Raw genomic sequence first — 12,376 nt, 5'->3', positions numbered from 1 at the left:
GCACCTTTTGTGCCTTCGTTATGCGAACTTCTGCTCAAAAGCCACTTGCGCCATCCCTTTTTCTAAAGCCCCTTGGTTAAGAGGGATCAAGGCGTGACGATGCGGTGGCAGCACTTTTTTCAAAGACTCTACGATAGCTTCCATGGATACGACACCTTTAAGGCCAATGAGAGCACCTAAGATGATCATATTGGCCACTCGGGTATCTCCCAATTCATTGGCTAAGTCATTGGCAGGTAGCGTAATCTGTGTAATATCAGTGCGTTCACTTTTTCCCGTAATTAGCGAACTGTTAATCATAAGCAAGCCACCTGGTACAACCATCGGCGCAAATTTATCTAACGACGGCTGGTTGAGCACAATAGCAATCGTTGGCTCATAAACAATTGGCGAAGCAATGGCTTGATCGGATATGGTAATGCTACAGTTGGCTGTACCACCACGCATTTCAGGTCCATAAGAAGGGATCCAGGATACTTCTTTTCCTTCAATCATACCGGCATATGTCATCAGTTGGCCTGTTAGCATAACACCTTGCCCGCCAAAGCCGGCCAGAATGATGCGGTGTTCCATCCTTATCGTCCTCCTTCTGGCATGCGGAAATCTTGAATGGGGTAGTAAGCACTCATTTTTTTATCAATGAAGCGAAGCGCGTCTAGAGGACTCATACGCCAGTTGGTAGGGCAAGAAGACAAGACTTCGACAAAGGTAAAGCCTCGGCCTTCTAACTGATACTGGAAAGCGCTTTTGATTCTTTTTTTTGCTTTCATGATATTGGCAGGATTATGCACAGAGACGCGGCTAATCATGGCAGGCTTTTGCAAGGTATTCAACATTTCACAGACTTGAATAGGAGCTCCTTCTACTTCCTCTAGACGTCCTTGCGGCGCTGTTGTGGTCGTCTGACCCACCAAAGTAGTCGGTGCCGTCTGTCCGCCGGTCATACCAAAGATTGCATTGTTTACAAAGATTACTGTTATGTTTTCACCACGAGCTGCTGCATGAATAATTTCAGAAGTACCAATGGCAGCTAAATCACCGTCTCCCTGGTAAGTAAAAACAATACTTTCTGGCAAGGCTCTTTTAACACCCGTTGCAACAGCAGGCGCTCTTCCGTGAGATGCTTGAATCATGTCAGTATCAATATAATCGTAAACAAAAACGCCACAACCAACAGGCCCTACGCCTACTGTTTTCTTCGCAATTTCTAATTCATCGATGGCTTCCGCAACAAGACCGTGGATAAGACCGTGGTGACAACCAGGGCAATAATGAAAAGGCATGTCCACAATGCTCTGTGGCCTGCTATATACTTTCATAGCCATCAGGCGGCACCTCCTTTCGTTCCCTTCTTCAAGCCTTCCTGTGATCGTAACCGCAAGATAAGCTGTTCTAGAATTTCTTTCGGATCGGGCACGACGCCACCACAGCGTCCATAGAAATAAACAGGACTACGTCCTTCTACGGAAAGACGTACATCTTCTACCATTTGACCGGTGCTTAATTCAACAGCGAGAAAAGGTGTTCCTTTTTCGGCTGCTTCACGTATCGGCTGTTCAGGAAAAGGAAATAGCGTAATCGGTCGAATAAGACCTACTTTAAGACCTTGTTGACGTGCCATATTGACAGCAGCCATCGAAAGTCGTGCCGCCGAGCCATAAGCAACGATAATAATTTCTGCATCTTCTGTAAGATAAGACTCCCAACGCGTATCTTGTTCTTTCATCTTTTTGTACTTGCTCTGAAGCAACAAATTGTGCTGCTCTAACTCTTCGGGATTCAAGAATAGTGATGACACAAGGTTGCATTGACTCCGGTCGCCTTTTCCTGTTGTCGCCCAGGGCTTGTCTACTTTAGAGGAAGTGACTTCCGGTAGTACCACAGGCTCCATCATCTGCCCTAAGATACCGTCTCCTAAAATCATAACAGGATTGCGATATTCATCAGCCTTTTCAAAAGCTAGCACCGTCAAGTCAGCAAGCTCTTGCACCGAATTAGGAGCTAACACTAAGAGGCGATAATCGCCATGACCACCGCTGCGCGTAGACTGGAAATAATCGCTTTGTGATGGAAGAATACCACCTAAGCCAGGACCACAACGAACAATATTGACGATCACAGCGGGAAGTTGTGCGCCTGCTATGTAAGAAATCCCTTCTTGCTTTAAGCTAATACCAGGGCTTGACGAAGAAGTCATAGCACGGACACCTGCTGATGATGCACCAAAAACCATGTTAATGGCACCAATTTCACTTTCACACTGCAAAAAAGTGCCCCCAGCTTTCGGAAGCTCACGAGCCATATATTCGATCAATTCATTTTGCGGCGTAATGGGATAGCCAAAAAAGCATTGACACCCTGCACGAATGGCCGCTTCTGCAATGGCTTCATTTCCTTTCATCAGAACTTTTTCTGCCACAATGTTTCACCTTCTTCTTATTTTTTCACTTCTATAACCAGATCGGGGCACATACGTGCACAAAAAGCACAGCCCTTACATTTTTCCATCTCTGTTATGATCGCGGGATGGAAGCCTTTTTTGTTAAAACGACTTTTGTCCAAAGTGACGATATTTGGGGGACAAAAAGTTGTACAAAGAGCACAGCCTTTACAGCGCTCTTCACGAAAAGTCACCTGAGCCATAAATTGCACCTCCTGAGCAGATCGCTTCGTAAGTCATAACAATAACCGGATTATACCAGATTCTTTAAGGACCTTCCAAGGGTTTGTAAAAAGATATTGTCACTTATGTGTAATCCTTGTCGATGGTTCACATTGTAATATTTAAAAATAAAAAATCGCCATAGCAAAGCTATAGCGATCTTCAAGTAACATTAGGAAATACGCAAACTCATCCCATCTTCAGCAATCACAAACTCCGGTTGCTTTAATCCATATTGCTGAAGAAGTCGTTCATAATTTTCTCCTTCTGTTAAGTGAACGAGCACAACTTGTTCTGGAACAGTTTTTTTCATCAAGCGAACCACATCATGTAAAGAAGAATGTTGCCCCATGGCTTTATCAGCACCGTTGCATTCATGGATCAAACAACTCGCATCTTTGGCCAAAGTCTCTAATAGAGGATTGTAGACCGTATCGGCGGAATAGACAACATTGACCGTTTTATGATCTTTCTTATCATAAAAAACCATCCCCATCGTTGGAATGCCATGTAAAGCCGGAAATGTTGTAATTTGTAAGCCCCCATCACGTAGTGCCAATGTTTCTCTCTCTAAAGGCTGTTCTTGTATGATAATTTCATACATGTTAGGTTTGGCAGGCAGATCAAAAAGCTCAAGAAGTCCTTTAATTATTTTCTCTGCGCCTGTTGGACAATAAATCGAAAGAGGGCTTTTCCGTCCGGCAAGCCAGAGACTTTGGATTAAAGCCGGCAAGCCATAAGTATGATCAGCATGACCATGTGTAATTAGAAGGGCTTTCAGATCTTCCGGTCCTACACCAGCTTTTACGAGTTTTACCCAAGGGGAACCTCCGCAGTCTACTAAATAGGCACTGTTATTTGGCAAATGCTGTACTAAGAAGAAAGTATTTTCACGATTGGGATAACTAAGCCCATTGCCAGTACCGAAGAAGGTGATCCGAAACATCGATTTGTGACCCCTTTCCACAGGTAACGATAGTTTATGTTGCACCTATTTTTATGAACTATTCAGACAAGTCTTGCTTCTACTCCGGAGCAGGATCCTGTTATTGTCCGTTGTCTTTGCTCTCGTTCTCATTTACACTTAAGATATAAAACTAAACGTAGGGAGCTATGTCAATGAACTTTAACCAGTTGAAAGTTTTCTGTCTTGTTGCAGAAGTAAAAAGCTTCTCGAAAGCAGCGAAACTTGCTCATCTCACGCAACCTGCCATCAGCTCTCAGATCCAGTCTTTGGAGTCTACTTTGGGTGCAACGCTTTTTACTCGAACGAGCACCGGTGTTTATCTAACCGATGCAGGTCAAGTCGCTCACCATTATATAAAAAAAATGCTTTTGATCCAAGAGGAACTAAACGATCAGTTACGTCTTCATGATCAGTATCTGCCTTGATTACGAGCTTTGTATCTTAATAGAAGGCCTTTTTCACAGTATGGCTAAATTTCTTTTTCTTTTTCGGGAGGATATTCTTTGTATCAAGTGAATAATAAGTGAGACATTTATAGGAAAGAACAATGATTTCGTTGTTGCATGCTTGGAGGAATGGAAGGTTGCTACTTGTACTCGATATCGGAAATACCAATATTGTATCGGCTCTTTATAATGATGAAAAAAAGGTTGTTGTAACCTGGCGTCTGCAGACCGATCGCCATAAGACCAAAGATGAGTATCGGATTTTGATGCTAGAAGCCTTGGAAGGTCATTCTATTGCACCGGATGTAATTGATGGTGTTATTATTTCTTCTGTTGTACCGCCTATGAATCCTCTCTTCACTGCACTCTTTCAGGAACACTGGGGAATTCATCCTATCATTGTACAAAAAGGGATAAAGACAGGCATTAATTTACGTATCGATGACCCAAAAGGCCTTGGTGCCGACCGTATTGTTAATGCCGTAGCGTCTTATCATCTCTATGGCGGTCCCATTATTACTGTTGATTTGGGAACAGCCACAACCTTATGTGCCATTGATAGCAGAGGAAGTTTCCTTGGTGGCGTGATCTGTCCCGGTATCGGGATTTCCGTAGAAGCACTCGTAGAACAGGCATCGAAGTTGCCACGCTTTGATATTGCCCGTCCGGCTCAAGCCATTGGAAAGACTACAAGGACAAGCATGCAAGCTGGTGTCTACTACGGCTATCGTGGTCTTGTCGATCGCTTGGTGAAGCGTTTTAAAGCTGAGATGGGAGAAGAAGGTACAAGAGCAAAAGTGGTCGCAACGGGTGGCTTTGCCCAACTGATCGGACAGGACTGCTCTGAAGTTGATTATATTCATCCGTCCCTAACTTTAGAAGGATTGCGTATCCTCTATGAGCGCAATTGTAAGCAAGAGGTTAATAGAGATCGGTGCGACGATCTGTAAAGACGGGAATTCTCTTCCTTACTTTTTCTACTTTTGCCACTTCAATTTCAGCCCAGAGCCAGCCTGTCTCCTCTTTTTTATCGCCTATTAGGTCTCCCCAAGGATCGATAACCATAGAGTGACCGGCAAACATAGAACGCTCATTGTCTGATCCATTGCGATTGCAGGCAATGACGAAACATTGGTTCTCAATCGCTCGCGCTTGTAAGAGTGTGATCCAGTGCTTCAATCGACTTTTTGGCCACTGGGCAACAACAAAAAGGACTTGTGCTTTATTTGCTAGCATTGTTTTACGAACCCACTCCGGAAAGCGAAGATCATAGCAGATGATAGCACCGCAAGGTATCCTATCTAACATAAAATTTCCGCACTGCTGCCCTGCTACCATGTACTTATCTTCGTCCATCAGGCGGAATAGGTGTGCTTTCTCATAGGTTAAGATTTTTTCCCCTTCTTGATTGACTACATACATAGTATTGGCAAACTGAGGTGGCTCATAGCAACTCCTGCTTACAGCTGTAGAACCCCCTACTATGTAAGCGCCTGTCTCCTTGGCCCATTTTATTAGCTTTGCCAGCGCTGCTGTACCGTTGGTTTCTTCGACATTTTTATTTTTTTGGAGATTTTCCAGGTCATATCCGGTCGTCCACATCTCCGGTAAGACAATAACTTGAGGCCTCTCTCTTTTGGCTTCTTCCATGTATGTCTCAATAATTTCTTCGTTGTTTTGGCGCTCTCCGCGGTACACAGAATACTGTAAAAGACCGATTTTCACTTCCATCTTCTTCCTTTCTGCTTTTATTCACATTATCCACAGACTTATTAACAGATTTTTCCGTCACTTCATGTTATTTCTTGTCGGTTTGTGTGCTTTTCTTTGGTTTTCGTCATTTTTTTTATTTTCTCCCAATAACTTTTTAGACACCAAGAGCCGGAATCCTTCTTTAAATGGATTCCGGCTCTTGATCGTCATCGTCAAAAGTACTGACCATTCTCCCTTCTTCGTTACTGCTGTCATTCTGTGAAGAAAAACTGCGATTGTTACTTAGAGCCATTTTAACTTTTTCCTGACAGTGGTTCCAGCGTTGATGCCCTAAGAGATGATGTCGGTTATAGTCATTGCGAATTTCCTCCCATTGTCGATAAAGAAGAGAGGCTGCTTCTTGATACGTTTGGCCTCTTTCAAAATCCATGGTTTTGCTAGCTTTCTTAGCTTTTCGTTGCAATGTGTCGATGACGCGACTGATCGTCCGCTCCATCTTCTTATAGTGCTCTAACAATGTGTTGTTTTCTCGCTTCATCCATAAGTACAAAGCCTGGTATAGATCTTTTTGGTGACGCTTGGATTCTACATAAGAGTCCATCGTTGAAGCAGCTTTAATTTGAGACATGTTAAGAGCCAAGTACGGATCTGCTGGCGCCATCAAGCCGGCGTTTGTTTCTAACATAGGGCCTAGTTGTGCAATAAAGATTTGCCACCTTTTTTCATGGCTCATGACCCATTGTTGGTATTCTTGTTTGGGCTTTTCCCAACGGTCGTATACTTCCACCATTGCTTCTTGATAAGCCTGTGCTTTGCCTTTGTCACCAGCACTAAGAGAACCTTCCCAGCTTTCTTTATATTGTTCTAATACTTGTAACAAGCAGTCATCCATATTCTGATATTGTCTCGATAGCATTTTATTTTCTTCTTGCATCCATTCATAAAGGTTCTCAAATACGATAGCTTCCTCTTCAATTTGTGCTTTAACTTGTTGTAAAGCCATCACAGTTTTAGATTGTTGTTTTTTGATAAACTGTCTTAGGTCTTTTTCTCGAATCCGATAATCGCCGCTTCCATCAAAGTCAACAACAGGCAATATCCCAGAGATGATCCAGCTTAAGACTCTTTCAGTCGTAACGCCAAGTTCTATGGCTATATCATCGGTCCTTAACCACTTTTCTTTTTTCTCCAATTGAATCGCTTCACTTCAATTTTTTATTTCGGTACCATTAAAGTTTGACCGACTTCTACAGCGCCTTCGGCACCTAAATCGTTCAACTGTCGAATGGACTCTTCTGTTACTTTGTTTCTTCGGGCAATGGTACTTAAGTTATCTCCGGGCAATACGAGGACGATTTTCCATTTTGATTGACGTCGATGGGGTCTTTGTTGAGAATTACTGCTTCGCTGCGTTGCACTTTCGTTGCGACTTCCTGTGCTTCTTGGGTTTGGTGCTGCTTCCTCTGTAAGGGCTGTCGCAATCCTCCGAATGCCGCTCTGATTGGGCGTAGCTCTTGACGATAGGGTCGTCTTAGAAAGGCTGCTTAAAGAATCTTCCATTGCTTTTTCTTTTTCTTCGCTGACAGGACTTGCAGGTGGAGCCAGACGACGCCCAAAAGACCGAGGCGGTCTAACTGTTTGTTCTGTTTTGCGTTCTCGAGAAGCTTGTTGAGCTCTTTTTGAACCTACCATATTCAAGGAGGGGCCTTGTTTTGGAAGGAGTAGTCTTTTTTCCTCCTGAAAAGCGTCTTCTTCTGCTTCTGCTGCCTCTTCTACCTTCTCGCTACCTACCTCTGTTTCTACTTCGTTAGTGCTTGTGCTTTCTTCTGTTACTTCTTGCTCCGCTTCCTTGGCCGCTTTTTCCTCTGCTTCTACTTCTATAGAACGAGTGCTTTCTTCTGTTACTTCTTGTTCCGCTTCCTTGGCTGCTTTTTCCTCTGCTTCTACTTCTATAGAACGGGTGCTTTCTTCTGTTACTTCTTGTTCCGCTTCCTTGGCTGCTTTTTCCTCTGCTTCTACTTCTATAGAACGGGTGCTTTCTTCTGTTACTTCTTGTTCCGCTTCCTTGGCTGCTTTTTCCTCTGTTTCTACTTCGTTAGTGCTTGTGCTTTCTTCTGTTACTTCTTGCTCCGCTTCCTTGGCCGCTTTTTCCTCTGCTTCTACTTCTATAGAACGAGTGCTTTCTTCTGTTACTTCTTGTTCCGCTTCCTTGGCTGCTTTTTCCTCTGCTTCTACTTCTATAGAACGGTGCTTTCTTCTGTTACTTCTTGTTCCGCTTCCTTGGCTGCTTTTTCCTCTGCTTCTACTTCTATGGAGCCGGTGCTTTCTTCTATTACTTCTTGTTCCGTTTCTTTGGCCGCTTCGGAAACTTTCGGTTTTTCAGATTGCTCTTTCTTTTCTTCATAGTTCATCATGCTTGCTCTTTCTTTCACCTCCGTGGTTTCGTCATACGCTTTGCTCTGCTCTTCCTGCTCCGGCTCTGTCATTTCCCACGCTTCTTCCTCAGCTCTGTATAATTCTATGTCCGGTACTGAAGTTTCCATATTCGCTTGAAGTTCCTCATCCAATGGCTGTAATAGATTCTCTTCAACCAACCCATCTAGTGATTCTGTGATTGATAGGCGACTTTCAAAGCCATCATGCAGGAGAGGTAAGGCCTGTGCATCTACATTCCATTCTTCTTCTACGTCAAAATCTTCATTAATCAATATGTCATATTCTTCTGTCATCAAAGCATCTGCCTCAAAGCCCTCTACTACAGGTTCTTCTACATAGCTAGCATCTTCATAAAGAGACAGCTCTTCGTCAGTGGCGTCGTGATGTGCTGTACTCGCTATAGGTTGATTTTCTATATCGGGCGCAGCTCCACCGACACTCTCTTGTTCTTTTAAGACTTCTATCTTTTCTGCAGAAGCTTTTTCAATAAACCACCGTTCTGGCTCAGGGCTTTTGTATGGATCTTCCTTTGAAAAGTGATCATAGTTTTCTACATAGGGATACAAAGATTCTTCCAGAGATTTTTCACCCTCTGGCATATTATTTCTTGCCAGACCATCATCACTTTGCTCGTAGCTGTAATTACCGTAATCATTGTAGTCGCTATTATGGCCACTATAGGGCGCTTCATAAGCTTCTTCATAGTGACGGTCATCACTGGAATCATTGCTATCATCGTCGCTATCCTCATAGCTGTCGTCATAGGTGTACGCACTGTTGTCAGCACTTTCATCATCTTCATAGGTACTATTATTTAAGAAGTTGGTCGTTGATTCACTCTGATCGCTATCTGAAGAACTATCGTCGTCTCTCTTTGCATCAGCTTCCTGGACTTCTAACGCTTGTTCATCTTCACCTTCTTCCACTTCTACATCCTCATCAGCAACTTCCTCATTGAACTCATAATGAAAGGGCTCTATGGCAACCCAGCCTTTTACCATGCCATCTAGTTCTTCTTGCGCAAAAATAGGACTGCCTAAGAAAACTTTTTGCCCTTCTACAAAAATACTCTTTTCTACGATTTGTAAAGGTTCTTGCTCTTTTCCTTGAAAAACGACTTGTGCCACGATTTCTGTACCTTCGTCATTTTCCTGTGCTCGCCAGGCCAAAGCGATTGCCTCATTGCCTTCTGGTGCTATCAAGCCTTGAATCTTCACTTCTTCTTTGATTTCGCATTCTTTGCAGGGCTTCGATGCAACAGCTGGTGCGATTAACAAGTCTACATGGAGACGACCCTTGCTCCAGTAAGGATACTTGTGCCATACTTTCAGCTCTATTTCACTCGATTCATCAAGATCGCTCTCTTCTACACCTTCTGTGTCTTCCCTATCATCGTCTTTGCTACTATCAACAAGAGGGTTTACTGTTTCATAATCGAGAGGATCAAGCATCAGTTCAAAGTACTGCTCACGGCGAGATTTTTTCGGACCAGGTGGTATTTCTCGATCTAAAAGAACAAAGCTTTCAGGTCCCGTTCCAATAGACTCTACATTTTCATCGCTCTTTGCTTCAATTAATTCAGAATCCGATCCCTTTTCTGAAGCATCCAAGGTCTTTTCTTCTTCATGGTGACTCAATAGCTCCTCGCTTGCTTCAACGGATGCTTTTTCTTCTACTTCCTCAGACGAATCCGTTGTCAGATGATCATCGGAAAAGACTCTATCTACCTGGGCTGATACCTTAACTTTCCCACTAATATGAAGCCTACCTTCTTCTTCTTCTACTTCGAGAACTTCTACATCCGCTTCTATATGGCTAAACTCTTCTTTTCCTTTTTCAAAAGTGCCCAGTTCAAGAGAGAGTAGATGAAGCTTCACACCCGTAAGGGAACAAAGAGGGCCCTTCGTAACTTCTTCTTTGGGATCTTTCATCTCCATAGTTCCCTCCTTTTCTTTATTTCCCCTATTATTGTCGCAGAACTTGGCGATAGACCTGCCAGGTCTCTTCTGCTGCTTTACGCCAACTAAAAAGTTGAGAACGTTCTAATCCTTTTTGTCCAAGCTTTTGGGCAGTTTCAACATCTGTTAAGAGCCCATAAAGAAGATCTCTCAACCGTTCTACATTCAATGGTGAAAAAGACAGTGCACCATCACCAACTACTTCAGGCAAAGAAGAAGTATGAGCGACCAAAGTAGGTACACCACAAGCCATGGCCTCAAGAGGCGGTAAGCCAAAACCTTCATAGAGAGAAGGATAAACAAAGACTTCTGCGCCATTATAGACCCAGGGCATTTCCTCAACAGGCAAAAAGCCAATAAAGTGAACTTCTTCTTCCATTTTTCGTGCCGACACCATCAATTCTAAATCATTAAACTCTTTTGACTGCTTTCCTGGCAAAAGCAGCCCTACTTTCTGCGGTAGTTCTTTGTTTAACAAATGAAGGGCTTGAATAAGTAAGCGTACATTCTTTCGAGGTGAAAAACCGCCTATGTAGAGCACATAGGGTCTTGTAATACCATACTTTTCTCGAATATAGGAACGAGCTTTGTCTTTGTTCATGGGTCGATAAATGGGCTCGGCTGCTTCATAGATAACATGAATTTTTTCTCTAGGAACATCAGCGATTCTAACCAGGTCATTGGCCGTACAATGAGACGGTGCAATAATCCGCTCTACTGTTTCTAAGATACGAGGCATTTCTTCACAAAAAATCTTTAAGTATCCTCTACCGACTGTCTCTGGGCTAATATAGGGAATTAGATCATGAACTGTCGCTACCATAGGGCAATGTTTTACCATAGGTAGACCAATGCCATTTTGCGGTACATGATAAATATCAATCTTTTCTTGCTTGATCGTCTGCGGAATATGAACTTCTTCCCAGAATCGCTCACGATATTGTTCTACTTGACGGAAAGTTGCATCATCTGTAATTTTAAGATTTCGATATTCATCACCGGGCCAGAAAAAGCGAATTTTCTCTTTTTTTGCTGTCCTATAAAGATTTTTGCAAAGTTGATACGTATAGGTTCCAATGCCTGTTCCTCGATAGAGGATGGCGGCTCGGCTATCAATGCCTATATGCAATCAACCACACTCCTCTTGCATCAATCTCTAGATTTGCCCTGCAAAATCTTTCAAAAAAGCTCGTCGATTTTTTTGACGATCCATAAAACGTCTTAACCGCTTGATATGAAATTCCTGAGGTCGATTCAGTTCTTCAAAATAATAGGACCAGCCGTATTGCCAGAAATCATTGGGAAAGATCAGAAAACTTAACAATAGTAGGAGCTCCGTTCTATGCAAAGGATAGTGGTTGTGATAGCGCTCCATAATCTTTAGACCTTTTTTAATCGACCAGCGTTGCCTTTTTAGGACACGAATCATAAGACTTCCCAGATCATGTAGACGACTATCTTGTATGGCATAATCAAAATCAATTAAAAAAGCTTCTCCTCTTGCACCAATGATTACGTTATGATGGGCCAGGTCATGATGGCAGAAGCCACCTTCTCTCATTTCCTGATCCATAATGGCATCATAGGTAGAACGTTGTAATAGCGCCAGAGCGCCCTGGGCTTCTTCTAGCGCTTCTGATGCGCCTTGCATATAGAGTCGATCAAAAGCATCGGGCCTTTCTTTCTGGCAAGCTTTTTGATAAGAGCGTTCTATTTCTTCCATCTTACGTTGAAAAATATAAGGCCATTTTTTCCATAGAAAGCGATGCTCTACAGCAGGTCGATAGAACCCACGAGAAGCCTGATGAAATTCTGCGATTGTATCAATGGTTGCTTCTAAGTCTCGTCGTCGATCGTAGTCACATTCCTTTCCTTCCACCCAGGTTGAGGTGGTCCAATATTTTTGATCATGGTATAGCACGATTTCACTTTTTACATTTCTTTGAATCGCAGAAAAACGGTCAAATCCTCTTTGTAATAAGTGGGTTTGCAAGTCAACAATAAATTGCAAGTCTTCTACGGTCTGCTGACTTGCCTTGAGCACAGTCGTTCTTTCATATTCATCAATGCGAAAGGAGGAGCGCAACATCTTGATCTCCCTCGGCCGAAGCCCTAACTCTTGCAATAGCAGCGGATCAAGCCCTTTGCGTTCCTCTTCTATGAATTCTTCGCTTATCATAGACGTTGCCATCCC

The 12,376-nt window shown here is 43.1% G+C and carries 13 protein-coding genes; 2 read left to right on the top strand and 11 right to left on the bottom strand.

Annotated elements, in window-relative coordinates:
• Nucleotides 1–18 precede the first annotated feature (18 nt).
• From FTV88_RS14690 to FTV88_RS14665, 5 genes are all read right to left on the bottom strand, one after another.
• Nucleotides 19–573, bottom strand: a complete 555-nt coding sequence (locus tag FTV88_RS14690) for a 2-oxoacid:ferredoxin oxidoreductase subunit gamma family protein (RefSeq protein WP_153726294.1) — start codon at nucleotides 571–573, stop codon at nucleotides 19–21.
• Nucleotides 574–575: 2 nt separating this feature from the next.
• Nucleotides 576–1,325, bottom strand: a complete 750-nt coding sequence (locus FTV88_RS14685; RefSeq protein WP_153726293.1) for a thiamine pyrophosphate-dependent enzyme — start codon at nucleotides 1,323–1,325, stop codon at nucleotides 576–578.
• On the bottom strand, nucleotides 1,325–2,419 hold the full coding sequence (locus tag FTV88_RS14680; protein WP_153726292.1) for a 3-methyl-2-oxobutanoate dehydrogenase subunit VorB: 1,095 nt from the start codon (nucleotides 2,417–2,419) through the stop codon (nucleotides 1,325–1,327). The genes FTV88_RS14685 and FTV88_RS14680 overlap by 1 nt, the downstream gene beginning before the upstream one ends.
• A gap of 17 nt (nucleotides 2,420–2,436) precedes the next feature.
• The gene (locus FTV88_RS14675) at nucleotides 2,437–2,643 is read right to left on the bottom strand and encodes a 4Fe-4S dicluster domain-containing protein (protein WP_153726291.1); all 207 of its coding nucleotides are present in this window, start codon (nucleotides 2,641–2,643) and stop codon (nucleotides 2,437–2,439) included.
• A gap of 191 nt (nucleotides 2,644–2,834) precedes the next feature.
• Nucleotides 2,835–3,608 (bottom strand): MBL fold metallo-hydrolase, encoded by a 774-nt coding sequence (locus FTV88_RS14665; RefSeq protein WP_153726290.1) that lies wholly within the window; start codon nucleotides 3,606–3,608, stop codon nucleotides 2,835–2,837.
• A 173-nt stretch (nucleotides 3,609–3,781) separates the two neighbouring features.
• Here FTV88_RS14665 and FTV88_RS14660 point away from each other — a divergent pair, with 173 nt between their 5' ends.
• The gene (locus FTV88_RS14660) at nucleotides 3,782–4,054 is read left to right on the top strand and encodes a LysR family transcriptional regulator (RefSeq protein WP_162008075.1); all 273 of its coding nucleotides are present in this window, start codon (nucleotides 3,782–3,784) and stop codon (nucleotides 4,052–4,054) included.
• Nucleotides 4,055–4,212: 158 nt separating this feature from the next.
• Nucleotides 4,213–5,025 (top strand): type III pantothenate kinase, encoded by an 813-nt coding sequence (locus FTV88_RS14655; protein WP_153726288.1) that lies wholly within the window; start codon nucleotides 4,213–4,215, stop codon nucleotides 5,023–5,025.
• Here the strand turns inward: FTV88_RS14655 and FTV88_RS14650 are convergent.
• From FTV88_RS14650 to FTV88_RS14625, 6 genes are all read right to left on the bottom strand, one after another.
• Complete coding sequence (locus FTV88_RS14650; RefSeq protein ID WP_153726287.1) at nucleotides 4,997–5,806, bottom strand: carbon-nitrogen family hydrolase; 810 nt, start codon at nucleotides 5,804–5,806, stop codon at nucleotides 4,997–4,999. The genes FTV88_RS14655 and FTV88_RS14650 overlap by 29 nt on opposite strands.
• Nucleotides 5,807–5,969: 163 nt before the next feature.
• Nucleotides 5,970–6,980 (bottom strand): helix-turn-helix domain-containing protein, encoded by a 1,011-nt coding sequence (locus FTV88_RS14645; protein ID WP_153726286.1) that lies wholly within the window; start codon nucleotides 6,978–6,980, stop codon nucleotides 5,970–5,972.
• A 23-nt stretch (nucleotides 6,981–7,003) separates the two neighbouring features.
• Entirely contained in the window at nucleotides 7,004–7,486 is a 483-nt protein-coding gene (locus FTV88_RS14640) for a LysM peptidoglycan-binding domain-containing protein (protein WP_162008074.1), read from the bottom strand.
• A 539-nt stretch (nucleotides 7,487–8,025) separates the two neighbouring features.
• Nucleotides 8,026–10,155: a hypothetical protein gene (locus FTV88_RS14635; RefSeq protein ID WP_153726284.1), complete on the bottom strand. Its 2,130-nt coding sequence runs from the start codon at nucleotides 10,153–10,155 to the stop codon at nucleotides 8,026–8,028.
• Nucleotides 10,156–10,189: 34 nt separating this feature from the next.
• Nucleotides 10,190–11,311: a glycosyltransferase family 4 protein gene (locus FTV88_RS14630; RefSeq protein WP_153726283.1), complete on the bottom strand. Its 1,122-nt coding sequence runs from the start codon at nucleotides 11,309–11,311 to the stop codon at nucleotides 10,190–10,192.
• A gap of 27 nt (nucleotides 11,312–11,338) precedes the next feature.
• Nucleotides 11,339–12,361, bottom strand: coding sequence for a CotS family spore coat protein (locus FTV88_RS14625; RefSeq protein ID WP_162008073.1), 1,023 nt, complete (start codon nucleotides 12,359–12,361; stop codon nucleotides 11,339–11,341).
• Nucleotides 12,362–12,376 lie beyond the last annotated feature (15 nt).

It is taken from the genome of Heliorestis convoluta (genome assembly GCF_009649955.1).
GTDB classification, from domain to species: domain Bacteria; phylum Bacillota; class Desulfitobacteriia; order Heliobacteriales; family Heliobacteriaceae; genus Heliorestis; species Heliorestis convoluta.
Note: the sequence above shows the minus strand (reverse complement) of the source record. Positions and strands in the feature narration are given on the sequence as shown.